Source organism: Ureibacillus galli, from assembly GCF_014836845.1.
Classification (GTDB): Bacteria; Bacillota; Bacilli; order Bacillales_A; family Planococcaceae; genus Ureibacillus; species Ureibacillus galli.
The window spans coordinates 183,873-208,173 of record NZ_JACSQA010000002.1; the positions used below are offsets into that span (position 1 = coordinate 183,873).

The window sequence follows — 24,301 nt, forward strand, 5'->3', positions numbered from 1 at the left end:
GTCAAAAGGAAAACGCTTTCGTTTATTAAATTTTTTGAATTTAAAAATAATTTTAAAAAATCCTCTTTTTTTATGTTAGAATAAGTAAATGTTTTAGATAAACGGAGGTAACAAAACGATGGAAGTTGCGAAATCAAAGGGCATTGCAGTGGAAAATATTTTAATCGCCCATCATCATTTAAAAGATGTTGTACTACATACCCCACTTCAAAAAAATGATTATTTATCTGAAAAATATAGCGCCAATATTTATATTAAACGAGAAGACTTGCAGCATGTACGCTCATTTAAACTTCGTGGTGCTTACTATAAAATTAAAAAAATAGAAGATACAGCCCGCAAGAGTGGCGTTGTTTGCGCCAGCGCCGGAAACCATGCACAAGGTGTTGCTTTTGCTTGTGCACAATTAAGTATAAAAGGAACAATTTTCATGCCTTTGACGACGCCAAAGCAAAAAATTGATCAAGTTCGAATGTTTGGCCGCAATAATATTGAAATTATATTAGAAGGAGATACATTCGATGATTCAGCATCAGCTGCTAAAGAATATTGTGAAGAACATGAGATGATTTTCATTCATCCCTTTGATGATGTCGATATTATTGCAGGCCAAGGTACAGTTGCTGTTGAAGTGTTGAATGACATTGAGGAGCCTCTCGATTTCATTTTCGGAGGAATTGGCGGTGGCGGTTTAATGGCTGGAATTGGTGCCTATGTAAAAAACATCTCTCCTAACAGTCAAGTAATTGGCGTTGAACCTGCTGGAGCTGCAAGTATGAAAGCTGCCTTTGAAAATTGTGGACCGGTCTCCCTTAATAAAATTGATAAATTTTGCGATGGAACGGCTGTTCAATGTGTCGGATCCAAAACATATGAAATTTGTCATGAATATTTAGATGATATTGTTCTCGTACCGGAAGGAAAAGTTAGTACGACGATTTTAGACTTATACAATAAACATGCCATTGTAGCGGAACCATCCGGTGCCCTTCCAGTAGCTGCCCTTGATTTTTATGCGGATAAAATTAAAGGCAAATCGGCTGTAGTAGTAATTACTGGTGGCAATAATGACATTAGTCGTATGCAGGAAATTCGAGAGAAATCCTTATTATACGAAGGCTTATTATATTACTTTATCGTCAACTTCCCACAACGGGCTGGAGCACTCCGACAATTTTTAACCGTTGTTCTTGGACCTAATGATGATATTACACATTTTGAATATACAAAGAAAAACAATAAAGAAAGCGGTCCTGCATTAGTTGGGATCGAAGTAAGCAGTCCAGATGAGTATCAAGGACTTATTGATCGGATGCGATTAAACGGCTTTGAATTTACCGAAGTCAATAAAGATAGCCAACTTTTTGGATTGCTCGTTTAATTGTTAAGAAAACACTCAGCAAAAAGCTGAGTGTTTTTTAAGTTAAAAAAAAGAAATGACGGCTAACTGTCATTTCTTCTATTATTTCTTCCTGTTTTATCCTAACAATGCTCTATCTGAGTTCATTTTTTCACCACGGATATTTTCAAATTCAGCCATTAAATCAGGAATTGTTAAATGTTGCTTTTTCTTTTCATCGATGGATAGTATAATTTGCCCTTTATCCATCATAATGAGACGGTTTCCTAAATCGATAGCTTGTTGCATATTGTGGGTAACCATTAATGTCGTTAAGTTCCCTTCTTCTACTAGTTGCTTCGTTAATCGGGTAATTAACTCTGCTCTTGAAGGGTCAAGGGCAGCCGTATGTTCATCCAAAAGTAAAATTGCAGGTTTCGTAAAGGTAGCCATTAACAATGATAACGCTTGTCGTTCTCCACCTGACAGTAATCCGACTTTCGCATTAAAGCGATTCTCAAGGCCTAACCCTAACTTTTCTAAAGACGAGCGGAAGAAATCCCGACGTTTACTATTAACCCCCTTACGTAACCCTCGTTTTGCATTTCGAGAATAGGCAATAGCCAAGTTTTCTTCAATTGTCATCGAAGGTGCTGTACCAGCCATTGGATCTTGGAACACTCGACCGATCAAATGGGACCGTTTATATTCTGGTAATTTCGTTACTTCTTTTCCATCAATGATTACTGCACCAAAATCAGGATTTAATGCTCCAGAAATCATATTCATCATCGTTGACTTCCCTGCACCGTTACTTCCGATTATTGTTACAAAGTCACCTGGCGCTAAATGGAGGTTAATATTATCTAAAGCAATTTTTTCATCTGGTGTACCTTCATTAAAAATTTTATTGATGCCTTCTAATTTAAGCAAGGTGATTCCCCCCTTGCGTCAGTTCTCCCTGTTGTTCAAGACGTTGTATCCGCCTTTTATCTTTTCTTATTTTTTCACGACGTTTTTCAACTACTTGTGGAATAACTAAAGCTAAAATAACAATGACAGCAGTAATGAGCTTCATATCAGACGTATCTAACCAGTCAATCCGCAATGCTACTGCGTAAATAATTCGATAAATAATAGCTCCTGCCACTACAGCTAATGTCGTACGGAAAATCGTCTTTGTACCAAAGATTGCTTCTCCGACGATGACAGATGCTAAACCAATGACAATCATTCCAATCCCCATATTGGCATCGGCAAATTTTGAATATTGAGCAATTAAAGCTCCTGACAAGGCTACTAAAGCATTAGAAATACCTAGCCCAAGTACGATTAATCCATCTGTGTTCGCCGAAAAACTACGAATCATTCTTTTATTATCACCCGTTGCACGAATGGCAAGGCCCACTTCCGTTTTTAAAAACCAATCTACAATGCCTTTAATGATCAGTGTAAGAATGAGAACGATTAAAATCGTACCCCAAGTGGATGGGGCAGTTTGAAAACCTAACGTATTTTTTATGAAGTTCGTCAATGCTTGATCAATACCGATATTTCCCCAAAAGCTTTGAAATTGTGAAAATATTGTATCAGAATTCATCAATGGAATATTTGGTTTTACAATCGCCTTTTCATCAGATAATCCCATAATACGGAGATTAATTGAATACAAAGCAATCATCATTAATATCCCTGAAAGAAGTGGATTTATTTTCCCTTTCGTGTGTAAAAGACCCGTCATACATCCTGCAATAAATCCAGCAACAAGTGCCGTTAATGTAGCCAGTATTGGGTTATAGCCTAGAACAATCATCATCGCTGCGGTAGCTGCCCCTGTTACAAAGCTTCCATCCACGGTTAAATCCGGAAAATCTAACACTCGGAATGTTAAATACACTCCGAGTGCCATAATTGCATAGATGATTCCTTGCTCAACTGAACCAAACATTGCTGTAAACATATTGAATCATCCCCTAACTAACTTCTAGTTTATTCGTAAATTTCTGCGTTCCAAGAATCTTTAATTTCAAGATTTAAACTTTCAGCAGTTGCTTTATTAATCAATAATTTTAAGTTTCCTGGGTATGCAGAAGGAATTTCAGATGGTGTCGCTTCTCCATTTAAAATTTTCACTGCCATTTCACCAGCTTCATAGCCGATATCATAATATTCAAATCCGTAAGCACCTAAACCACCACGGGCAACTGAATCTAATTCTCCTACCATAACCGGAAGTTGATTGGAATTCGCTACGTCAACTACTGACTCTAAGGCGGAGACAACGGTATTATCCGTAATGATGTATAGGGAATCTACTTTCCCCACTAATGATTCCGTTGCTTGTTTTACTTCTGCCGAAGTGGAAACTGCTGCTTCTACTAATTCTAAACCAGCCTCTTCTAGTAACGTTTTCATCTGTTCGATTTGGGCAACGGAGTTTTGTTCCCCTGTGTTATAAACGGTACCTACTTTTTTGGCACCTAGTTCATCTTTAAGAAAGGCTACTGTATTTGCAATTGTATCCGGATGCAAGTCAACTGTACCTGTAACGTTACCACCAGGGCTTTCCATTGAGTCAATTAATTCTGCACCAACTGCATCTGTCACTGATGTAAATATAATCGGAATATCGGATGTTGCTCCTTTCACAGCTTGAGCCGATGGAGTGGAGTTAGCAAAAATTAAATCAACTCCGTCATTGACTAAATTTTGTGCAATTGTTGTATTCATACTTTGATCGTTTTGAGCGTTTTCCTCTACAAATTCAACCTCTAATCCAGCCTCTTTTAAAGCTGCTTTAAATCCTTCTGTAGCCTCATCTAATGAAGGGTGTTCTACGATTTGCGTAATTCCAACTTTAAAAGTTTTCGCTCCTTCTGATGTTCCAGCATTTGTATCATCTTTTGTATCCGTTGCTGTTTCCCCTGCGCCACATGCGGCCAATAGTAGTACTAATCCAAATGATAACAATGAAAGTTTTTTTGGACCTTTTTTCATGTCTTTTCCCCCTATTTCGAATTCCACTCAACATCAATAAATTTTCTAATCTATTTAATTATTCTAAAAATTTTGAGTTTAACGATTATATTACATTGCTAAGCTATGTGAGTCAACAAGCATTAAATAGGCTTTGTCGGGCGATTTTCATAATTACTTCTACAAGGAAAGTAATTTGGCGCTTTAAACCGTTAAAGTACATAGTTTTTAGGAAGAATTCATTATTTTAATAAAATATAAAAAATGTGACTGGTTTTCGACATTTTCTAATTTCGTAAAAAACATTGCTCCTTGTCCCTTCAAATGTTCATAGTTCATTTGACGTATGTAATAAAATATAATATTATATTTTATTGTGTTATTTTCACCGTGGTTCGAAAACTCCCACGAAAAAAAACTAAGGAGAAATGAATATGAAAGTTAAATTTATAGCCACTACAGGGATTATTGCGGCCCTTTATATGGCTGTTACCCTATTAGTTGCACCCTTTGGATTTACGGAAATCCAATTCCGTCTTTCTGAAATGTTTAATCACCTAGTTGCCTTTAATCCTCGCTATATGTTAGGGATCATTATTGGTGTATTTATTGCCAACTTGTTTTCACCCCTTGGCATATACGATTTAGTTTTTGGCGTCGGTCAATCCATTATTACGCTAGCCATCTTTATTTTCATTTGTAAGTTCGTTAAAAACATTTGGCTACGTTTAATTATCAATACATTTTTATTTACATGTACAATGTTCATCATCGCTTTCGAATTAAACATTGCTCTTCAACTTCCATTTTTATGGACTTGGTTTACATGTGCTGTTGGTGAATTCGCTGTACTTGCAGTAGGTGCTCCTATTATGTACCTATTAAATAAACGATTAAATTTCAAAGATTTAATATAACGCCTAAACCGAGAAGAATGTTTCTCGGTTTTTCCATACAAATTTATTCCCTTTCGATTTTTCTGAAAATATTGACAAGGGATAGAATTAAGTCTACAATTCTACTTAATTAATTGTTCGGATACGGTAGTAGGCCGCGGGAGCGTGGCCACCGTTTTGAGCAAAGCAGAGCTTAGATGAGAATAGCTGAGAAAAAATTGATGAATAAGAATAGTAGCGATTTTGGACGCTTTAGAGAGCTAGTGGTTAGTGAGAACTAGTGCGTACATATCGTGAATGGGCCTTATGAGAGCAACTAGCGTTAGTTAGTTGACGTCTTTCCTACGTTACAAGGAAGTGTTGGAAGTACTTTTTTACTTCTAAACACGCCAAGGTGGAAGTATTTTTTACTTCAACAGAGGTGGCAACGCGGTATATATCGTCCTCTACAAAAGGAATTCCTTTTGTAGAGGACTTTTTTATTTCTCTAACCTGCTAATTTTAACTATTTAGGAGGATGAAAAATAATGGGTATCCAATTATTCACAAATCAAGTCAAAAAAAAGAACAATTTATCCTTTGAAGAAATGCTTCATGCAGCGGAATTCATTTTCAATGAAGAAACTCCGAAAGAGGATATTGCTAATCTTTTAATCGCTTTAAGTAACAAAGGTGAAACAACTGAGGAAATCGCCGCACTGGCGACTGTTATGAAATCGAATGCCCTCCCTTTACCATTGCCAGAAGGAAATTATTTAGATAACTGTGGTACAGGTGGAGACGGTTTAAAAAGCTTTAATATTAGTACTACATCTGCCTTTGTATTAGCTGCAAATGGCGTCTCTGTCGTAAAACATGGTAACCGTAAAATATCTAGTGCGTCTGGGAGCTCTGATGTACTGCAAGCTTTAGGAATTCATACAGAGTTTTCTATAGAAGATTCCATAGATTTATTGCAACGTGAAGGAATTACTTTTCTCTATGCGCCAAACGTTCATCCAAAGTTGAAACGAATTGGTGAAGTTCGACGAGCAATTGGAAAACCAACGATTTTTAACATGGTTGGTCCTTTAACAAATCCTGCTCATTTAACAACTCAACTCGTCGGCATTAACCGTCCTGAATTTGTTTGCCAATATGCGGATGTCCTTCGTATTTTAGGACGTCACCGAGCAATTGTCGTTTCGGGTACACAAGGGATGGATGAAGCGTCATTAGATTCCAATAACACGTTTGCCCTACTAGAAAATAATGAAATTAAACCATTTTCAATCGAAATAGAATCCCTTGGTTTAACTCCATCTTCCATTACAGCATTGCGCGGTGGTACACCAGAAGAAAATGCCGTTATTTTAAAAGACTTATTGAAAGGTAAACAAAGCGTTTATTTTGATGTAGTCGTATTCAATTCAGCTCTCGGTTTATTTGCCCACGGTACCGTTGATTCAGTAAAAGATGGGGTGGAACTTGCACGGGATAGTATTTTATCAGGAAAAGCATTCAGTAAACTTGAGGCTGTTGTGGAATATAGTCAAGGAATTTTAAAGGAGCGTGCAGTACAATGACGATTTTACAAACGATTTTAGATCATAAGTCAACCCTCCTTCCTGTCCTTTTAGAAAATAAACCAAAATTTGAAGTAAAAAAAAAAATACGGTCTTCTTTATATGATTGTTTAAGAAATGCAGAAACTCTTCAAGTTATTTCTGAGATGAAGCGGGCTTCTCCATCAAAGGGGTTTATCGCTGAAGGAGCGAACCCAATCGAGCAAGCGAAAAAGTATGAACGTGCAGGTGCAGCTTGCATTTCTGTTTTAACAGAAGAAAAGTTTTTCAAAGGTTCCTTTCAAGATTTAGTTAATATTGCCAATCATGTAGACATTCCTATTTTAAATAAAGATTTCATTATTCATGAAGTACAAATTGAATATGCAAAAGCGGCCGGCGCTTCCGTCATTTTATTAATTGTCGCTGCCCTTTCAGATGAAAAGTTAAAAGCATTTTACACTTACGCAAGTAAGTTAGGTTTGGACGTTTTAGTTGAAGTGCACAACGAAGAGGAACTTGATCGGGCATTAGCTATCCATCCAAAAATTATTGGTGTAAACAATCGGGATTTAAAAACCTTTACGGTCGACCTATCCCAAAGTGAAAAATTAGCCAATAAACTAAATAATTATGAAGACATTGTCTTTATTAGTGAAAGTGGTATTTGGAATGCAGAAGATGCTGCACGGGTTGCTAACGTTGGAGCTCACGGTGTTTTAGTTGGTGAATCATTAATGCGCAGTGGAGAGGTGGAAGAAGCATTAACCTCCTTACAAGTACCTCTCCCTTTTTCGCAAAGGATGTGAAGTAATGGTAAAAGTAAAAATTTGTGGACTGAAGGAAGAAGAACATGTGCGTGCTGCTGTTGAGGCTGGTGCTACATGGATTGGTTTCATGTTTGCGCAGAGCAAACGGCAAATTTCCTTTGAACGGGCTAGCAAGTTAGCTCAAATTATTCCCGAACACGTAAAAAAAGTCGGTGTTTTTGTCAATCCGACAGAGCAGCAAGTACGAGAAGCTGTTGAACTAGTTGGACTTGATTACGTTCAATACCATGGCAGCGAAGAGACTCAATTTATTAAAAAGTTAGGCTATCCTTCCATTAAAGCCTTTTCCATTCAAAGTGTTGATGATGTAAAGAGGGCTAGTCAGTATGAAGTAGATTATTATTTATTTGACGCACCAGGTACGAACTTTGCAGGAGGTAGCGGTCACGTTTTTGATTGGACTTTACTAGACCAACTTTCCATCCCTAAGAGCAAGGTTATTTTAGCTGGTGGGCTCAATAGTGAAAATGTTTGTCTTGCTATCGCTCAAATAAACCCTTTTGGTGTGGATGTTTCAAGTGGTGTTGAAAGTAATGGTACAAAGGATAGTCAATTGATTAAACAATTTATCGAAACAGCATCACAGAAATTAACAGGTGTAGAGAAATAAATAGAATGGATGAATTAAGGAGCGGATACAAATGACAACAGAATTAAAAGGACGGTTCGGTCGTTTTGGTGGACAGTTCGTACCTGAAACATTAATGACAGCTTTACAAGAATTAAATGCTGCTTATGACAAAGTAAAAAGCGATGAGTCTTTCCAAGACGAACTTCGCTATTATTTGAAAAATTATGTAGGTCGTCAAACCCCACTATATTTTGCTGAACGTTTAACAGAATATTGTGGTGGAGCAAAAATTTATTTAAAACGTGAAGATTTAAATCATACAGGAGCCCATAAAATAAATAACGCCCTTGGGCAAGCACTTCTGGCCAAACGGATGGGGAAAAATAAAATTGTTGCTGAAACTGGAGCTGGTCAACATGGTGTAGCTACTGCCACTGCCTGTGCCCTTCTCAACCTTGAATGTATTGTTTACATGGGAGCGGAAGATGTTAAACGACAAGCTTTAAATGTCTTCCGAATGGAGCTTCTTGGTACAAAAGTAGTCGCAGTTGATAAAGGTTCTGCCACATTAAAAGATGCGGTGAACGAAGCATTGCGCCACTGGGTGACTAACATTGAAGATACCCATTACATTTTAGGATCTGCTATGGGTCCTCACCCATTCCCTACAATTGTACGTGATTTCCAACGGGTAATCGGTGATGAGACGAGGAAACAAATTTTACAATTGGAAAACCGTCTTCCGAACGCTGTTGTGGCTTGTGTAGGGGGAGGTAGTAACTCTATCGGTATGTTTTATCCATTTGTTGAAGACGAAGGTGTCGCTTTATATGGTGTAGAAGCTGCAGGGAAAGGGATTGAAACAGGAATGCATGCTGCTGCTATTCAAGGTGGTCAAACGGGGGTTTTACACGGGGCTTTTATGTATTTATTACAAGATGACAATGGCTTTGTTCAAGAAGCCCATTCCATCTCTGCTGGTCTTGATTATCCTGGAGTAGGACCCGAACATTGTCACCTACATGAAATTGGCCGAGCATCATACGGTACCGTTTCTGATGAGGAAGCATTAGAAGGAGTTAAATTACTTTGTCGCACAGAAGGTATCCTCCCCGCCTTGGAAAGTGCCCATGCTATTTACTTTGCCGCTAATCTGGCAAAAACAATGGCACCAGAGGATATTCTTGTCATATGCCTATCTGGTCGCGGTGATAAAGACGTTCATACGATTTCTGCTGCTCTTGGAGGTGACTTTGCATGAGTTTATTAAAAGATGCAATTTTATCTGTCACAGCTCAAGGTCATAAAGCATTTGTACCTTATATAATGGCTGGTGACGGTGGTTTAGATAAATTACAATCAACGATTTTAAAATTACAACAGCTAGGTGTTACAGCGATTGAGGTAGGGATTCCCTTTACAGACCCAGTTGCAGATGGACCTACGATTGAACGGGCTGGTGAACGGGCGTTAGCAAATGGCACGACTTTACGTAATGTTCTTGAAACGTTAAGTTCCTTTGCGGACGAATTAACCGTACCACTTGTAGCTATGACCTATTTAAATCCTATACTAGCCTATGGAACGGAGAAGTTTGCTCAAGATGCAAAAGCTTGCGGTATTCGAGGAGTCATTATTCCAGATATGCCCCTTGAAGAAAGTGAAATTGTTCACCCTGCCTTAAAGGATGCATCGATTGATCTTATCCAACTTGTCTCTTTAACAAGCACACCTGAACGAATTGAACGTTTAACAAAGCGAAGCGAAGGGTTCATTTATGCTGTTACTGTAAATGGGATTACCGGCGCCCGTTCCTCCTTTGCACTGGAATTAGATGAGCACTTTAAAAAAATTCAAACGTATACTGACACACCGGTTTTAGCAGGCTTCGGTATTTCAACACCAGATCATGTAAAAAATTTTGGCGCATTTTGTAGCGGAGTAATCGTTGGTAGTAAAATTGTCGACTCTTTAGCTCTAAATGATTGGACAACAATCGAAGACTTAGTGAAAGCTTCAAAAACGGCTGCTATGAAATGACTATAAAAAGTCGTTGAATTTTTTGTTCAACGACTTTTTTCTTCCAAAAAAATAGCGCCGACCTTTTGTAGAGATCGGCACTTTTTATATAAAACTTATCGGGATGCTTTTGGTGGTTGGCATACATCACATTTACGTTGGTTATTATTTTTAAATTTCGTAAACGTTTTTTCAAAATTGCTACCACATGCACATTTAAATAATAATTTTTGAGAAAACCCGTGGAATTCTGTTGTTAGTAACTTACTATCCGAATTGTTTTCAACAAATTGTTTAATTTTATCAATCGTCCATCGTTTATTCATTTATTTACTCCTTATATCACTAGGCTACTCGTTGTATCTCAATCATTATTCAAAAAAGAATTTTTTTAATCAAATTTTATTCTTGATTAAACCATAATGGTTCTTTGTCATCAACGTCCCCATTATAATTAATTAAAATCTCTTCTCCCGCCTTTATATCTTTAAATGCGTAAAAATCAAAAGTATGATTTTTAAAATTAATTTCATAAATGGCATTCGGTTCATAAGAATGATTAAACAACATTCCATAACCTAAAAGGATTGCAGTATGATTAATCCCATACTCAAAAGCGTAATCAGCGAGGAGGGTTTGCTCAATATGTTGATGTTGGTCATTTGGATAGGAAATGACTGGTGCCTCGTGTAATAGCTCCCCTTTTTTAATATCACATGTTGCAAATACCCCTCTATTAAATTCTCCATCACTTAGCGGAGATGTTTTTACTTCAATCATATTGTTCGCCTACTCACTTTTAATTTTTCTTTCTAACTGTAACATTAATTTGAACATTGAGCACATAAAAGTAATGAAATTTATTTATAATCCTTATTTTTATTGAATTTCCTAATTTCTAATCCTATAGAGTGAATTTTATTTTCCCTTTATTTTTCACGTTTTCACTTAAGCATTTCTTATTAATTAATCTTGTTTTCCCATGATTTCTCTATACAAAAAAGCGCAAATCCTTCGATTTGCACTTTTTTCTACTTATGAAATTGCTTTTAATTTTCTGTTTAATTTTTCTAGCATATCAATTGTCATTTTCTCTAAGTCATACTGTGCTTTAAAGCCCCATTCTTCCATTGCTGCGGAAGAATCAATGGAATTTGGCCAGCTGTCTGCAATCGCTTGACGAGTAGGATCTACGTCATAGTCCATTTCAAATGTTGGAATATGCTTTTTAATCTCTCCTGCAATTTGCGAAGGCTCGAAACTCATAGCAGAAATGTTGAAGGCATTACGGTGTTTTAATTTTGAACCGTCTGCTTCCATTAAATCTACAATTGCTTGTAATGCATCTGGCATATACATCATGTCCATATAAGTGCCCTCTGCAATATATGAGGTGTAACGTCCATTCTCAACTGCTTTATAATAAATATCTACTGCATAGTCCGTTGTACCACCACCAGGAGGAGTTGCATATGAAATTAACCCTGGGAATCGAACGCCACGCGTATCTACTCCATAACGAGTAAAGTAATAATCACATAATAGCTCTCCTGCCACTTTGTTTACACCATACATCGTTGTTGGACGCTGAAGCGTATCTTGTGGAGTATTATCCTTAGGTGTCGATGGACCAAACGCTCCAATGGAACTTGGTGTGAAAAATTGTAAATTTAATTCCCGTGCTACTTCTAGCGCGTTCATTAATCCGCCCATATTTAAATTCCATGCAAATTGGGGATTTTTTTCTGCTGTCGCAGAAAGTAATGCAGCCATATGAATCATCGTATCCGCACCAAATTGCTTTGAAAGCTCATACATTCGGTTGCCGTCAGTTACGTCTAATATTTCAAAAGGACCATTAACATCCTTCTCTTTACGGATATCTGTAGCTAAAACATTGTCTTTTCCGTATATATCTCGTAACTTTACAATTAGTTCTGATCCGATTTGACCCAATGCACCCGTGACAATAATTTTTTTCATATATGCACCCTCCTCTGATGATAAACAAATGTACACTCCAAAAATACAATAAAACGTTGTTATATCAATGTTTTTAGCGATTTTTATTATAACCCGTTCACTTATAAAAGACAATACTTAATTGTTTGTCTTTTTCAAATATTTGTTCTCCATAGCATATGCAACTTCTTTAAGAGATGTAAAAAAGCTAACCAATTCCAATGAATCCTACCTGACGAATCATTTCGTTAAGGTTCATTGAATCGGTTAGCTTTTGTCCTGTTTAATCAACAGAAGGATAGGTGACCGCAAAAATCGAGTAAAAGGGAAATTTGCGACCATCCTCAAAAGACAACGTCCCTTTCGTTATATTAAAGGATGAGATAATACCTGTTGCTCTAAAAGTATGATTATCTTCCCAAAGGCTTAATTCCACTTCTGCTTTATTATGATAGGCGATTTGCAGTTGCTCACTGAGTTCTTGCAATGCCCACTCGTCTAATTCGGGCTTTTTAACGTATCCATCTTTCTCATGCCATTCCCGCAGTAATTTCACATGTTCCGGTAGCATCATTGCGTTCCATTTAATATTTCCACGGTCTCGAATCATCATTTTCACCTCTTGTCATAAAATGTTCGTGACCCTAACGTTTAATATGACTTTATTTTTTATGACCACCTACTAGCTGAGCTCGTTTCACTGCTGTTCCTGCTTCTGTATAAGAAACGGCACGTAGAATTGCTGTAGAGCCATGTTTTGATCGTAAATAGTCCATTGTTGTACCTAGTTTTCGTTTTCTCCATTTCCTATCATCAAATAAACTTAGCTGCATGGAGTTTTCGGATTCCAACTTTGAAATACTCAAGGAAATTTGCCTTACTGGCCGTTCAGCATAATGTTCATCGAGCAATTGCTCACATACTTTATAAATTTTCATCGTATCATTCGTTGGCTCGTCAATCGTCCGCGCTCGATGAAAGCCACCTCCGAAAGCGTCTTTACTATAACTAACACCAAGGGAAATCGTTCTTCCGACTTGATACGCTTCCCTTGCTCTCCTTGCCACGTCCTCACACATTTCGAGAATGACGGCAAGAATTTCATGGCGGCTGCGATAATCCCTCATTAATACTTGCCCTTTTCCAAAACTAATTTGTCCTTGTGCCAGCGGTGCACCTAGAGGAGATAAATCAATTCCCCACGCATGATAGTAAAGCTGATTACCCATAATACCAAAACGGTCTTCTAATGTTTTTAAATCCGTTTTGGCTAAATCGCCTACTGTAAAAATGCCCATATTATTTAGCGTACGTTCTGTTCTCCGACCAATTCCCCACATTTCTGAAAGGGGGGATAAGGGCCAAAGCTTTGTAGGAACGTCTTCGTATGTCCATTTGGCGAAATCTTTCTTTTTCCCTTCTAAATCTAATGCAAGTTTTGCCATTAACATATTCGGACCCATTCCAACAGCGCTTGGTATTTGAAATTGTCCGTAAATACTTTTTTGAATAAATTTAGCTGTTTCTTCTGGTGGTCCCCACAGTTTCTCAGTGCCACTCAGATCAACAAAGCTTTCATCAATGCTATAGACATGAATCGCTTCCTTTGGAACAAATTGATTAATTAAATTCGTAATTTCCATCGACATTTGCACGAAAAACTCCATTTTCGGCTCAAATAATCGGATATCAGGATGTTTAGGAATTTCAAAAAGACGAGATCCCGTTTTAATACCGAACCGTTTCTTCATCGGTGGTGATGCAGCAAGCACGATACTTCCCTTTTGTTGGAAGTTTCCTATGACCGCAATCGGTACTTTAAGGGGATCAAGATTTTCAAGCATTGCCATACAGCTGGCATAAAAGCACCGCATATCGATACAAATAATCGGTCGATTCGGCGCATGTTCGTACTTTTTCAATAAATTTGTTCCATCCGCTTCTCTATCCTTCAACCCATGCATCACTACACCTCCAATTGATATATTATTAATATATACGAACATTTGTTCCAATATTCATTTTAAAATGAAACAAATGAGACGGCAAGAAGCATTATTTGGTAAAAAAGTAAGGACAATAAAAAAACTCCCCCAAAATTCCTATGGGAAGAGCTTTGCTAAACATTCAATTATTCAATTATTTCCGTAAAGAAACAGGTTTTCATATGCTGAATAAAAGTGTCACCTAAATCTGTAAAAGTAGCAACTCCTTGTTTATGAATAGCTGTTTTAAATCCTTCCGCATCGGCTCCAGCTACTGTTAAAAAATCGCATATATCTGTACATACGCCAACGACATGCACTTTTTCAACATGTAACGCTTTTAACTTTTCAGCTAAGTTCGTTTTAAAAAATGCGTTGTAATTTGTTTTTGGTTGATAAATGACGTTAGGATGAGATTCATGTTCTTGAAACCATGTGAATAAATCCCCATAGAGTTCCTGTCCTTTCGTTCCAACGACATTATGGGCTGGCCATAACGTAAAATGTTCATCGTTTTCCTGATGGGCATCCATTGCTATGACAACAACTTGATCATTATGTAAAAATTCCGTTGCCTTCTTAATAATATAAGGTACTATTTCTTGGGCTGGCTTTCCAGCGGTCAAACTGCCATCGTCCGCAACAAAGTCGCGACTCATATCCACTATAATAAATGCTTCTTTTGACATTTCTCTTCCCCCTAAACCACCTATTGTTGTAAATCATTATAATTTAAAATGAAAGGAAAAGGAAAAAATTTCTACAGCCATCCACTTCCTAATAAAAAGAACCTAACAAAATGTTAGGCTCCCCATTAATAAAACGAATTATTGAACTTGTTCTAAAAATTGAATGACTGGTTTAATGAGTTCCGTTGCTGTTTTTTCTACTTCTCGATGATTTTCAACAATCGAAACCGTTAAGTAACTTGAATCATTCGCATCAAAGGCAAAAATTAAGCTATTTTCCACACCCCGTTCTCCTTGAGAACCTTTTAACTCTGCTGTACCGGTTTTAGCCGCAAGATTACCTACACCTTTTAGGCTATTTGCCGTCCCTTCAGACGAGGTAACGACTTTAGTAAGCATCGGTTTAATCGTATCTACGGTTTCTTTTGCAAAAACTTCCTTCGTTTTACTTTCAGCATCTACTAATAGCTTCGGATAAGTTAATACACCATCATTAGCAAAAACAGAATAGTTTGCTGCCATTTGAATAGGAGACATTAATAATTGACCTTGTCCATAGGCAGTATCCGCAAGTAAGATTTCAGAACCAAAAGACTTTTCATTGGAAATTTGAGCAGGTTCCATTGTTAATGGAAGGTCATAACTTTCACCAAAGGTAAGTTTATTTAATCCTTCACGGAACGTGTCTTCTCCCATTTCTAATACTTCTTGGGCGAAATAGATATTATCTGATTTCACAAGGGCTGTTTCTAAATTTACTACATCCGTTTCTGTTACACGGGAAATTTTGTAATTTCCCCATGAGTCATCTTTTTGCCATTGCAAACCAGATATTTTATGAGTTTTGTCAACAGTCGTAATACCAGCCTCTAATCCAATAGAAGCTGTAATTGGTTTAAAGGTTGAACCTGGTGCATAACGCGTTGAAAAACGACTAATAAACGGTTTATTCTCATCATTGTTATACACATCATATTGTTCTTGCGTAATACCTACGACAAATAAATTTGGATCAAAGGAAGGTTTACTAACAAGGGCTAATAAGTTACCGGATTTCGGCTCCATTACAACAGTAGAACCTGCCGCATTTTCTAACGAATCAAAAGCGACTTGTTGGATTTGTGCATCAACAGTTACTTGAATGTCTTGTCCATCCTTTTTTTCCACTTGTTGAATCGTTGCACGTTTTTCACCATTTGCAGTTTCTATATAAATTTCTCCACCGTTTTCTCCACGGAGTTCCTCGTTAAATGTTAGCTCGAGACCACTTCTCCCGATAATATCACCCGTTTGTAATGTCGGGTCCTTTTCAATATCTTCCGCAGTTACTTCACCAACATAACCTGTTAATTGGGCTGCAGCATCCGCTAATGGATACGCACGGGTTTGAACTTCTTGATACGAAACGCCATCAATAACTGTCGCTTCCGTTCCATAGGCTAATGTTTTAAGTGGAACAAAGTAATCTGGCTGCACCCAACTTTGGGATAACTGTTCTTCGATAAATTCAGCCGATATGCCTAATTGTTTTGCAATATTAGCAATTTTAGAAGTCCTTGCTTGTCCTTCACCTAAATTTTGCGGTACAACTCCAGCCTGATATGTTGTTGTATTAAATGCTAAAGGTTTCCCATTGCGATCAATAATACTTCCTCTCTGGGCTTCGTCCACTGTGTAACGAATTTTATCGTCTGAAAGCATGCCGGGGAAAATTAATTCTGCAGTCCAGTCAATTTTATAAGTATCCCCATCCTCAACTAGCTTTGTTTTATAAGGAATAGATGAAATAGTACCTAAGATAGTATCAAAAGTAGCAGTATAACTTAAAGTATGATCTTCTGATATTTCATAATCAATTTTCATGTTGGAAACACCGATGCCGCCATAAATCGCATCATATTTCTCAACAACCGTTTCTTCTGTATAGCCTGATGCCTTAAGAGAATCTGATGTCACAAGGTCTGGTATTTTATCAAAGGATTGTTTCTCAATGGCTGAAATCCAAGCCTTTGCTGCATCATTTAATCGTTCTTCCTTTTTCGCAGATTGCCATTGGGAATAACCGAAGACGGAACCACCCGCTAGTAAAACGACAAGTACAATACTGAAAGTGACAATCCATTTTTTATTTTTCATATAATCCCCCCTACAATTACGCTTCTATACTATATTTTTACATGTCTTAAAAAACATTTGAACGATTCTATTACAACCTTACCATATTACCGAAATTTATAAAATTCAATATAAAATGGAAATCCAAAAATTGGTCAATAGAAATGGATAAAACCCCCCAAAGCTCGAAAGCCCCGAGAGGTCTGCTATAGCTTATGTAAAATCTTAAAATTGTTGCACAAAAGAAGGTTAAGAATTTGTAAATGTTAAATTTATTCCTCTACTACGCCACTGTACAGACTAGGACGGCGATCATCATAAACAGGAATGCGACTACGAACTTCATCTACTTTTGAAAAGTCTACATCAATAATGGCAAGTTCTTCATCCTCAGCCCCAGTCCACAATACCTCACCCCACGGTTCAATGATCATCGATTGACCATTATAATTCTCAACTTTATGGGAAATGCGATTTACCGCAACGACAAAACATTGGTTTTCAATTGCTCTCGCCTGTAATAATGTTTTCCAATGATCAATACGAGGCGTTGGCCATTGGGCAGAAACAAATAATACTTTTGCACCTGCTAATGCATGGGCACGCAGCCATTCTGGGAAACGTATATCATAACAAATGACACCCCCAGCTTCTAGTTCACCCAAAGGAAAAAGATTCATTTCATTGCCTGATTCTAAGTATTTTTCTTCGTTCATCAATCTAAATAAATGGGCTTTATTATACTCGCTTACAAGCTCGCCATTATTGTTATAAACATACATCGTATTATAAAACTTACCGTCACGTTCTGTTGCGACAGAACCGCCAACAATATGTATGCCTAGTTCCGATGATAAGCTTTGTAAAAACGTCTTTGTACGAGTACCATCGTGATCAGCTATTTCACTTAATTTTTCTAAAGCATAACCTGTATTCCACATCTCAGGTAAAATAACCGTTTCCGCACCTTTACTTGCTGCTTCTCGAATAAATTTTTCAGCACGTTCAAAATTTTCATCTACTTTTCCAAATCTAACATTTAGCTGAATACATCCGATTTTCATTTGCGATAACCCCCTAGACATTTTTACTTAAAAGTACTATTATTCCTACTTATCTGATTACTAAGTAAACCATAACAAAAAACAAAGAAAGATTCCAATTATATCAACGTTCAAGGCATTTTATATTTCAATTTAACTATGCAAAATACAGCATAAAAAAGCACGGTATTGGGGGAAGTTGGGGGAAATTTTGGGGAAAGTTAATTATAAATAAGCTGGCGTGTGTACAGGAATGTGTGAGTGGGATTGATGCTAATAAGCTTCAATCTTTTTTATTGATTAAAAAAGGACATGCAGCCGCACATCCTTGAAAAATCCCAAACTTTTGAGATTATTTTTTTGAGTTAATTAATCTACCAATTTCAAATATAACCGCCTCTTCAAAATAACTGACTTTTGAAATTTTCTTCTTTGTTTTTTTGTTGTAATAGTAAATCCCATCTGTTTCAATCGATTCAAACAAACTACTCATATCTATAACTTGGGCAGGCATAGAACCTTTACGGTTTAGAATACCTAGGGAGCTTGAATGAAATCCATTCGTAATTACTCCAATTTTAAATGGCTCTAAATATTCTGCTCTATGATTAAGTGGATCATAGGACCAATTTTCCCTATTTAGATTCTGTAAGGCACCTCTAAATCTACCTGTAGACCAAGGTAAAGAAAAAACAATATCTCTATTAAAATCTATAGTCACTTTATTAGTTGTATCTACACCATCATAGATTTTCAATTGAATGTTGTGTTTTTTTAATAAGTCATATTTAGGAAAAAATAGACTTGATGAATGTGGTATATCATATTCTCGAGTCGTGATTACATGCTGTAGTAAATCCGATTGTATCGAGAGTGCAAATATATGAATTACTCTATAGATAGGATGTTCTATAGATTCTATAGATATATTTTGATTATCTTCAATAATTTTTTTCGCCATTTCAATACTATTTTTTAATTTTTTTCTATTTCTTTTTTTTGATTTTATTTTTATTTTAAACAATATAATTCACCTTTCCTTTCATCTCTTAATTCGACAAAAGATGACCATTTCCTTTAAAACATAAATGGATAACGCTTACTCATGTTGCACCATCTTAATTAATCTCAAAACAAAATAGACCTACGTGGCAATTGCTCATTTATTATAATCCCCACTGCGCTTTAAGTTTGGTTAAAAATTTCATTTTACTACCATCATCCCCACTAACATCAGGATGAAACTTCTTGGAAGCCATTCGGTAAATCTCATGTAACATTTTCTTTTCTTCTTCATTGTAGCTACTATGTGAATTTGTAGAGTAACTACCGTTTTTACTGCTACCACCATAAAATCTTTCATAGCTACCCTTAAATTCTTCTTCAGTCTGTCTTTTATAATCTTCTTTTTGCTTCTTAGTCGATATTAATTTTTTAAGGTATGCAGCATTGCGTAGGTTTCCAAATACATCGTAACAATATCTATATTCATCATAACCATATTCATCATTAAAAGCTTTTTCCGCTTCTCTATGAACTTTCAGAATCTTTTCATGCTCTTGTGTAACTTTGTACTCTTCAGTTTGCTGAAACTCTGATTTTATTTTTTCGATTATCGGATCTAATTTTTTATAAACCATACCCCATAATGCTTCTTCTGAAATATTCATACTCTCAAGTTTTTCGTTCAGCTCTTTTTGTGTGATAAAATCCCCTGGCCACGATTCTAAAAGATCATAATATCCCATTGTACAAATAGACCATTGCTTCTTTTTAACCTTGCCATTCTCTCTATATGAATGATGAATACTAATCTTATATGCATCTAAAATAGGACGTTCAAAGCGTTCATTACTGAATGTGTACCCATATAACGTTTTCATTTCTTGCCCTGGTAAACTAAAAGTCGTTTCCATTACGCATATTTCTTTAGGTGTACCGTATGGATTAGGCTTTTTATTTATTATTTTCTGAATGACACAAAACATCAATTTCACCTCACGTATTTACTGTCTACATAAATATGATACCTACATAATGTAGTTACTCTACAAATCAACCCAGTAACTACAATATAAATAAATCGTCTCCCCAAAATTGAGGAGACCTCAGAAATATGTTAATATCAATTTGCTCTTGTATATTTACATGTTCCATTCGTATTACCTGAATACGTTCACCTAGTAATAAAATTTGATTACCTAGACGTGTAAACGTACTAAGGAATTGCTTTCTATCCACTTCTAATAAAGCAATATCTTTACCATTTGCGCGAGGTTGCTCGATTGTGGACACTTGTACCTCATCACCTTCTAAAAGGCCTAAGAATTCATTGTCATTAACAATCTCTAGTGTGAATATTTTAATGTTCATCATCTTTTCCTCCATTTACTAGAATACCTAGTTCAATTAATGTTTTTCGTATCGTTTGACCGTCCTCTAAACCCTGTCTATATGAATATTCTTCAATAAATCCTTCCATCGAATTTTGGGCTGACTCAAGTTCCTTAAGCAATTTCTTTTGTTCTTTGTTAAGTGTTGAATTTAGAACCTCGTAAACTTTGATATATTTGTTATAAGATTCCTGAAAGTGAGGATTTTTTAATTTTTTTTGATGAGCTACTACTCCTATTTGCTCGGCAATTATTGAACTAAACGCTAAATCTAAGGCTCGACTAATCATTCTTCATTACCTCCCTTAACTTCTGCAGCATGCTTTCCTAATGCTCTTTGAACAGTGAGTAACAGATCCTGTAATAATGCTTCTGCGTGAAATACATTATCACTTAGTATTCTGCTAAAAACTCTGAATCGGTTGTAATCATGAATAATTCCCCGTTGCACATCCTCTTTTTCAACATCGCAACGATTGAAAAATTTTTCTTCAACAAGTTGTTGAAGGTAATGTGCGTTTTCTAAGATATCTCTGATATCAGCTAGTGCATCTACTGTATCAGTTAAGTCGAAATTTCTTTCTCTAATTTTTTCCATTTTAACTATCTCCTTTTTTTGCTAATATTTGTTGAATTGTCAACATGCTGCGAATCTAGTCCAGTTCTTTCAAACCGACTACATTTTATAGTCACAATATATCACCAACTATTGTTTATAGTCAACTATATTTTATTGTCATTTTAAAAAAATTCTAATATACTAGATTAATAGAAGGGGGATAAATCATGCGTGCAAAGTCAATTTTGAAAGATATATTAGATGAAAAGGGTATTTCCATTCGTAAATGTGCTGAAATTTCTGGATTAAAGTTTGAAACAGTCCGTAAAATGTATAACGACGAAGCTAAACAATATCAACGCGATTCATTAGGTGCATTATGTAAAGCATTGAATGTGGGCATTTCAGATATACTTGTATTAGTTGAGGATGAAAAAGAATAGTCTACTGAATTACAATTTGTTATAATAGTTTTGCGGAAATATTATTATTTGCTGTGGCAAGGGCTTGGTCATTTCGAAGATCTACGTTTTACTTAGATTACTCAGTAGAAATGACGGGGCTTTTTTTATTGCATTTAACATGCTGGATCTATCAATTCAGAATTACTTGCTTGCCCATGCTCTCTAAATAAAGACCTACGTTTTATTATTTCTTTATCGAAAGTATCATCATGGTCCCAGTAGTCTTGAAACAATTCTTCCTGATCCATTTCATCAACTGCTGCATCCCATTCTTCTGCACTCATTTCATTCTCAACAAGTTGCGAATCTGCAACACCCTCTAATACGAACGCAAGACACTCTCTAAGCGTTTTTAACACCTTAGGATAGTTTCCCCTTGGTTTAACCTTCCACGCTTCAAATTGAGCCTTCTCATCTTCATAGAGAAGTGAAATAGCTTCATTCAATAATTCGATGCGTTTATTGCACATTTTCACATTTTTTTGAAATTGTTCGTACAAGGTGGCTAAGAAAATCGCATGTTCCTCTACACTGACGGATCCTGAAACTATCTTTCCAACTTCATAGTCAAACAATGATATAGTAGGTGAAACATTTTCGTATGCTTCTGCGCGTTCTCTTTCGTATTGCTGTTTGATTACTTCTATATCTAAATGTGCATAAAGATAACTATTGAATTCATAGTCTGATAGCATGTTTTCACCCTCTTACACGTTGTTGGCGCGCTTTTAATCGTTCAGACATACTTTGCCTAATCTTTGCATCTTCAGCTTCTTGTGTGGCTTCTAGTGTAGTTAAACACTTGTAAAGTCGCTTGTATGCAAAATTTTCTAAAGCTTTTAGTTTTTTGATGGCGTTTGGATCTGATTCACCATAAAAAATAGAGGCAGTACGTTCTATCGGGAAATTTTCTAACTTGTGAATTAAAATCAGTTCATCTTTAAAATTCCACTTACCAAAACATTTCTCTAAAATCTCATGCCCTTTTTCTATGTGTTTCATAGCAGCTTCTATTTTGTACCGTTTCGCTTCACCCTCGGGCATTAAATAGGCTTCTTGTAGTGACTTATGCGCGGCTGGTATTTGCTTTTTGAATAAATATTTCAATTCCTGTTCGGTCATATTGTCACCCTTTTTTCGATTGCATAAAATCAGCAATTTTTATGCAGTTTTCTTGATTATTCATTAATTTGCATTTGTCCAAAAACGTTGATAAATCAACGATGTATAAAATTTGTATTTCGCCACTTTTGACGAAAACTCTAAAACCCTTATTTTTCAACACTTCAACAAAACTTTAAGTTTACATAATTTTTTATTATTGGAAGTTGTTATTGCATTTTTATACACTGCATTTATTCTAGAATTCTAACTCTCTTTTTATTTTTATGGAGGGGCAAATTTGACCCTCCTTTTGAAATGCAACGCGTGACTGTTCCGTTCGGGAAAAGTAACGTTTTTTATATTTGAGTTCCGTTCGGGAAATGATTGTATTGCGTTCTAAGACCTTTACAATCACCGTTATATCGTTATTAAGTACAACAAAATGAATGTTTTAGTCTGTTGTACTTTTATTGTTGTACTACATTGGAGTACTCCGTAAAATATTGGAGTATATTGGGGTTCAAAAAGCCCTCGTTACCTTACGGTTTATTACTGAAAAACCTTAGGATTTCTTAGTAACCACTCCTTATTACTCCCACGTTTCCCCACAGTCTTGCATGCACACTTTTATGTTTTTTGTGTGCAACCTTTTGCAACGTGGTTCCGTTCGGTGCAACCTTGAAATTTCTAAGCATCTAAACGTTATGAAAATCCGAGCAATTCCGAGTATATAATCATTAGTAACGTTACTAAATTGAATGGTAATGTTACCTTTTGTGTGCACAAAGGGGGATGAAATTTCGCCCCCCTTTTTAATTTTTTCCACTTACCCTTTGTAGTGATCTAATACCGCTGCTTTTAACGGATCTACCTCTTCTGTTTTTTCGATTTCATAGGCTTGCGCTTCATTCTCAAGAACGTTTAAATCGCTTTGAATTGCTTTTTGTAAGCTGTTCAAGTTTTGTTTTTTATATTGTTGTTCTAATCCTGTAGCTCCTACTGCAACTAGTTTTTTCATAGCTTTTATATAAGCTAACGCTTTAGGAGAATTTACATTGACCAACTTTTCAGTTTCAAAAAGTAATGCTTCATGTTTGTCTTGATACACTTTAGCTAGATATGAGGCTTCTTCTTGACTTTTTAGTTCTAGTAATAATTCTTTAATCGCTTCTTCTGGTTTAAGTTCTTTATATTCCGCTTGGTCGAAACGTGATACTAAGTCATTTCTTAGACTTGTGATTAGTTCATCAATTTGATTGTCAAATCCCTGTCTAATTTCCGTTAACCGATTAGTAAGTTCGCTTTTTTGCTCCATTTTGTAAGCTGGTGAATAACGTTCATCATGATCTAGACTGTTAATCTGGCTTTTTAAAGATTCCACCTGGTTTTTTCGTTCTTTTCGTAATTGACGAATTTGTTCAATTGTCATTCTCTCAATCTCCTTTTCTATGGATTTAAATAATTATGTTTATTTGGTTCTCTCAATACTGAATGTTCCGTTAGTACCTTCTTCAAAAGTAGTTACTGATTCTTAACCTTTAGTAACCACATTTGAACTTAAGTCTGCTCAAATTTGAGCACATCACTTAACACTTCTGTTCTAGTTACTGAATGGCTTGTAAAATCATTGTGTTAGGTGAATAAAGTTTTATTCATTCCCTTATAGAATTGCCTTAATTTCTTGCTGATACAAAGCAATTTCACTACGTAATTCTGAAAGTGTTTGTGCAGTTGATTCGCATATCTTTTATCTCAGAATTAAATCAATTCCTTGTTCAACTTTTCCACAGTATTTCCACGGTTTCCACTGTT

Annotated in this window: 27 protein-coding genes, 1 riboswitch and 1 other annotated feature; of the genes, 8 read left to right on the plus strand and 19 right to left on the minus strand. The window is 36.2% G+C overall.

What is annotated here, in order from left to right:
• Positions 1–118 precede the first annotated feature (118 nt).
• A complete protein-coding gene (gene ilvA, locus H9636_RS02560) occupies positions 119–1,381 on the plus strand; it encodes a threonine ammonia-lyase IlvA (RefSeq protein ID WP_191706084.1) in 1,263 nt (420 codons plus the stop codon).
• A gap of 96 nt (positions 1,382–1,477) precedes the next feature.
• On the opposite strand, the gene H9636_RS02565 is transcribed toward ilvA, so the two are convergent.
• Genes H9636_RS02565 through H9636_RS02575 form a run of 3 tightly spaced genes read right to left on the minus strand, consistent with a single transcriptional unit; the run spans position 1,478 to position 4,336 of the window.
• Complete coding sequence (locus H9636_RS02565) at positions 1,478–2,272, minus strand: ABC transporter ATP-binding protein (protein ID WP_191706085.1); 795 nt, start codon at positions 2,270–2,272, stop codon at positions 1,478–1,480.
• Positions 2,265–3,299, minus strand: a complete 1,035-nt coding sequence (locus H9636_RS02570; RefSeq protein WP_191706086.1) for an ABC transporter permease — start codon at positions 3,297–3,299, stop codon at positions 2,265–2,267. Before H9636_RS02570 ends, H9636_RS02565 begins: the two co-directional genes overlap by 8 nt.
• A gap of 29 nt (positions 3,300–3,328) precedes the next feature.
• Positions 3,329–4,336 carry an ABC transporter substrate-binding protein gene (locus H9636_RS02575; protein ID WP_191706087.1) on the minus strand — a complete coding sequence of 336 codons (1,008 nt, stop codon included), beginning with the start codon at positions 4,334–4,336 and terminating at the stop codon, positions 3,329–3,331.
• A gap of 363 nt (positions 4,337–4,699) precedes the next feature.
• Positions 4,700–4,743, plus strand: a riboswitch (PreQ1 riboswitch).
• Between the two features lie 6 nt (positions 4,744–4,749).
• Here H9636_RS02575 and H9636_RS02580 point away from each other — a divergent pair.
• From H9636_RS02580 to trpA, 6 genes are all read left to right on the plus strand, one after another.
• Positions 4,750–5,232 (plus strand): QueT transporter family protein, encoded by a 483-nt coding sequence (locus H9636_RS02580; protein WP_191706088.1) that lies wholly within the window; start codon positions 4,750–4,752, stop codon positions 5,230–5,232.
• Between the two features lie 191 nt (positions 5,233–5,423).
• Positions 5,424–5,661: a binding site (T-box leader), on the plus strand.
• Positions 5,662–5,738: 77 nt separating this feature from the next.
• Entirely contained in the window at positions 5,739–6,776 is a 1,038-nt protein-coding gene (trpD, locus tag H9636_RS02585) for an anthranilate phosphoribosyltransferase (protein WP_191706089.1), read from the plus strand.
• The gene (trpC, locus tag H9636_RS02590; protein ID WP_191706090.1) at positions 6,773–7,564 is read left to right on the plus strand and encodes an indole-3-glycerol phosphate synthase TrpC; all 792 of its coding nucleotides are present in this window, start codon (positions 6,773–6,775) and stop codon (positions 7,562–7,564) included. The genes trpD and trpC overlap by 4 nt, the downstream gene beginning before the upstream one ends.
• 4 nt (positions 7,565–7,568) lie before the next feature.
• Positions 7,569–8,195, plus strand: coding sequence for a phosphoribosylanthranilate isomerase (locus H9636_RS02595; protein ID WP_191706091.1), 627 nt, complete (start codon positions 7,569–7,571; stop codon positions 8,193–8,195).
• Between the two features lie 31 nt (positions 8,196–8,226).
• Positions 8,227–9,417, plus strand: coding sequence for a tryptophan synthase subunit beta (gene trpB / locus H9636_RS02600; RefSeq protein WP_191706092.1), 1,191 nt, complete (start codon positions 8,227–8,229; stop codon positions 9,415–9,417).
• Positions 9,414–10,196: a tryptophan synthase subunit alpha gene (trpA, locus tag H9636_RS02605; RefSeq protein ID WP_191706093.1), complete on the plus strand. Its 783-nt coding sequence runs from the start codon at positions 9,414–9,416 to the stop codon at positions 10,194–10,196. Before trpB ends, trpA begins: the two co-directional genes overlap by 4 nt.
• 95 nt (positions 10,197–10,291) lie before the next feature.
• On the opposite strand, the gene H9636_RS02610 is transcribed toward trpA, so the two are convergent.
• From H9636_RS02610 to H9636_RS02670, 13 genes are all read right to left on the minus strand, one after another.
• Positions 10,292–10,501, minus strand: coding sequence for a hypothetical protein (locus H9636_RS02610; protein WP_191706094.1), 210 nt, complete (start codon positions 10,499–10,501; stop codon positions 10,292–10,294).
• A gap of 76 nt (positions 10,502–10,577) precedes the next feature.
• Entirely contained in the window at positions 10,578–10,955 is a 378-nt protein-coding gene (locus H9636_RS02615) for an SET domain-containing protein (protein ID WP_191706095.1), read from the minus strand.
• A 255-nt stretch (positions 10,956–11,210) separates the two neighbouring features.
• The gene (locus H9636_RS02620; RefSeq protein ID WP_191706096.1) at positions 11,211–12,158 is read right to left on the minus strand and encodes an L-threonine 3-dehydrogenase; all 948 of its coding nucleotides are present in this window, start codon (positions 12,156–12,158) and stop codon (positions 11,211–11,213) included.
• 262 nt (positions 12,159–12,420) lie between these two features.
• Positions 12,421–12,747, minus strand: coding sequence for a YolD-like family protein (locus H9636_RS02625; RefSeq protein WP_191706097.1), 327 nt, complete (start codon positions 12,745–12,747; stop codon positions 12,421–12,423).
• A 52-nt stretch (positions 12,748–12,799) separates the two neighbouring features.
• Entirely contained in the window at positions 12,800–14,101 is a 1,302-nt protein-coding gene (locus tag H9636_RS02630) for a Y-family DNA polymerase (protein WP_191706098.1), read from the minus strand.
• 167 nt (positions 14,102–14,268) lie between these two features.
• Positions 14,269–14,811: a cysteine hydrolase family protein gene (locus H9636_RS02635; protein WP_191706099.1), complete on the minus strand. Its 543-nt coding sequence runs from the start codon at positions 14,809–14,811 to the stop codon at positions 14,269–14,271.
• 138 nt (positions 14,812–14,949) lie between these two features.
• Positions 14,950–16,947, minus strand: a complete 1,998-nt coding sequence (gene pbp4, locus H9636_RS02640) for a penicillin-binding protein PBP4(5) (protein ID WP_191706100.1) — start codon at positions 16,945–16,947, stop codon at positions 14,950–14,952.
• Between the two features lie 251 nt (positions 16,948–17,198).
• Positions 17,199–17,990, minus strand: a complete 792-nt coding sequence (locus H9636_RS02645) for a carbon-nitrogen family hydrolase (protein ID WP_191706101.1) — start codon at positions 17,988–17,990, stop codon at positions 17,199–17,201.
• Between the two features lie 331 nt (positions 17,991–18,321).
• Positions 18,322–18,993, minus strand: coding sequence for a DUF6710 family protein (locus H9636_RS02650; RefSeq protein ID WP_191706102.1), 672 nt, complete (start codon positions 18,991–18,993; stop codon positions 18,322–18,324).
• 142 nt (positions 18,994–19,135) lie between these two features.
• On the minus strand, positions 19,136–19,957 hold the full coding sequence (locus H9636_RS02655) for a hypothetical protein (protein WP_191706103.1): 822 nt from the start codon (positions 19,955–19,957) through the stop codon (positions 19,136–19,138).
• A 79-nt stretch (positions 19,958–20,036) separates the two neighbouring features.
• On the minus strand, positions 20,037–20,342 hold the full coding sequence (locus H9636_RS02660) for a hypothetical protein (protein WP_191706104.1): 306 nt from the start codon (positions 20,340–20,342) through the stop codon (positions 20,037–20,039).
• Complete coding sequence (locus H9636_RS02665; RefSeq protein ID WP_191706105.1) at positions 20,332–20,652, minus strand: DUF6809 family protein; 321 nt, start codon at positions 20,650–20,652, stop codon at positions 20,332–20,334. Before H9636_RS02665 ends, H9636_RS02660 begins: the two co-directional genes overlap by 11 nt.
• Positions 20,649–20,960 (minus strand): hypothetical protein, encoded by a 312-nt coding sequence (locus H9636_RS02670; protein ID WP_191706106.1) that lies wholly within the window; start codon positions 20,958–20,960, stop codon positions 20,649–20,651. Before H9636_RS02670 ends, H9636_RS02665 begins: the two co-directional genes overlap by 4 nt.
• Positions 20,961–21,148: 188 nt before the next feature.
• On the opposite strand from H9636_RS02670, the gene H9636_RS02675 reads away from it, so the two are divergent.
• Entirely contained in the window at positions 21,149–21,364 is a 216-nt protein-coding gene (locus H9636_RS02675) for a helix-turn-helix domain-containing protein (RefSeq protein ID WP_191706107.1), read from the plus strand.
• A gap of 134 nt (positions 21,365–21,498) precedes the next feature.
• Here the strand turns inward: H9636_RS02675 and H9636_RS02680 are convergent, their stop codons facing one another.
• The 3 genes from H9636_RS02680 to H9636_RS02690 form a co-directional block, all read right to left on the minus strand.
• On the minus strand, positions 21,499–22,080 hold the full coding sequence (locus tag H9636_RS02680; protein WP_191706108.1) for a hypothetical protein: 582 nt from the start codon (positions 22,078–22,080) through the stop codon (positions 21,499–21,501).
• Between the two features lie 4 nt (positions 22,081–22,084).
• Complete coding sequence (locus H9636_RS02685) at positions 22,085–22,507, minus strand: hypothetical protein (RefSeq protein WP_191706109.1); 423 nt, start codon at positions 22,505–22,507, stop codon at positions 22,085–22,087.
• Positions 22,508–23,315: 808 nt separating this feature from the next.
• Positions 23,316–23,918 (minus strand): hypothetical protein, encoded by a 603-nt coding sequence (locus tag H9636_RS02690; RefSeq protein WP_191706110.1) that lies wholly within the window; start codon positions 23,916–23,918, stop codon positions 23,316–23,318.
• Between the last annotated feature and the right edge of the window lie 383 nt (positions 23,919–24,301).

What these genes read in the sequence shown, in the direction of transcription:
- H9636_RS02670 (WP_191706106.1), bottom strand. Translation starts at nt 20,960, where the DNA reads ATGGAAAAAATTAGAGAAAGAAATTTCGACTTAACTGATACAGTAGAT.
- H9636_RS02690 (WP_191706110.1), bottom strand. Translation starts at nt 23,918, where the DNA reads ATGACAATTGAACAAATTCGTCAATTACGAAAAGAACGAAAAAACCAG.
- ilvA (WP_191706084.1), top strand. Translation starts at nt 119, where the DNA reads ATGGAAGTTGCGAAATCAAAGGGCATTGCAGTGGAAAATATTTTAATC.
- H9636_RS02630 (WP_191706098.1), bottom strand. Translation starts at nt 14,101, where the DNA reads ATGCATGGGTTGAAGGATAGAGAAGCGGATGGAACAAATTTATTGAAA.
- H9636_RS02570 (WP_191706086.1), bottom strand. Translation starts at nt 3,299, where the DNA reads ATGTTTACAGCAATGTTTGGTTCAGTTGAGCAAGGAATCATCTATGCA.
- H9636_RS02580 (WP_191706088.1), top strand. Translation starts at nt 4,750, where the DNA reads ATGAAAGTTAAATTTATAGCCACTACAGGGATTATTGCGGCCCTTTAT.
- H9636_RS02615 (WP_191706095.1), bottom strand. Translation starts at nt 10,955, where the DNA reads ATGATTGAAGTAAAAACATCTCCGCTAAGTGATGGAGAATTTAATAGA.
- H9636_RS02620 (WP_191706096.1), bottom strand. Translation starts at nt 12,158, where the DNA reads ATGAAAAAAATTATTGTCACGGGTGCATTGGGTCAAATCGGATCAGAA.
- H9636_RS02635 (WP_191706099.1), bottom strand. Translation starts at nt 14,811, where the DNA reads ATGTCAAAAGAAGCATTTATTATAGTGGATATGAGTCGCGACTTTGTT.
- trpB (WP_191706092.1), top strand. Translation starts at nt 8,227, where the DNA reads ATGACAACAGAATTAAAAGGACGGTTCGGTCGTTTTGGTGGACAGTTC.
- H9636_RS02595 (WP_191706091.1), top strand. Translation starts at nt 7,569, where the DNA reads ATGGTAAAAGTAAAAATTTGTGGACTGAAGGAAGAAGAACATGTGCGT.
- H9636_RS02660 (WP_191706104.1), bottom strand. Translation starts at nt 20,342, where the DNA reads ATGAACATTAAAATATTCACACTAGAGATTGTTAATGACAATGAATTC.
- H9636_RS02680 (WP_191706108.1), bottom strand. Translation starts at nt 22,080, where the DNA reads ATGCTATCAGACTATGAATTCAATAGTTATCTTTATGCACATTTAGAT.
- trpD (WP_191706089.1), top strand. Translation starts at nt 5,739, where the DNA reads ATGGGTATCCAATTATTCACAAATCAAGTCAAAAAAAAGAACAATTTA.
- pbp4 (WP_191706100.1), bottom strand. Translation starts at nt 16,947, where the DNA reads ATGAAAAATAAAAAATGGATTGTCACTTTCAGTATTGTACTTGTCGTT.
- H9636_RS02655 (WP_191706103.1), bottom strand. Translation starts at nt 19,957, where the DNA reads ATGTTTTGTGTCATTCAGAAAATAATAAATAAAAAGCCTAATCCATAC.
- H9636_RS02575 (WP_191706087.1), bottom strand. Translation starts at nt 4,336, where the DNA reads ATGAAAAAAGGTCCAAAAAAACTTTCATTGTTATCATTTGGATTAGTA.
- H9636_RS02675 (WP_191706107.1), top strand. Translation starts at nt 21,149, where the DNA reads ATGCGTGCAAAGTCAATTTTGAAAGATATATTAGATGAAAAGGGTATT.
- H9636_RS02665 (WP_191706105.1), bottom strand. Translation starts at nt 20,652, where the DNA reads ATGATTAGTCGAGCCTTAGATTTAGCGTTTAGTTCAATAATTGCCGAG.
- H9636_RS02685 (WP_191706109.1), bottom strand. Translation starts at nt 22,507, where the DNA reads ATGACCGAACAGGAATTGAAATATTTATTCAAAAAGCAAATACCAGCC.
- trpC (WP_191706090.1), top strand. Translation starts at nt 6,773, where the DNA reads ATGACGATTTTACAAACGATTTTAGATCATAAGTCAACCCTCCTTCCT.
- H9636_RS02645 (WP_191706101.1), bottom strand. Translation starts at nt 17,990, where the DNA reads ATGAAAATCGGATGTATTCAGCTAAATGTTAGATTTGGAAAAGTAGAT.
- H9636_RS02610 (WP_191706094.1), bottom strand. Translation starts at nt 10,501, where the DNA reads ATGAATAAACGATGGACGATTGATAAAATTAAACAATTTGTTGAAAAC.
- H9636_RS02625 (WP_191706097.1), bottom strand. Translation starts at nt 12,747, where the DNA reads ATGATTCGAGACCGTGGAAATATTAAATGGAACGCAATGATGCTACCG.
- trpA (WP_191706093.1), top strand. Translation starts at nt 9,414, where the DNA reads ATGAGTTTATTAAAAGATGCAATTTTATCTGTCACAGCTCAAGGTCAT.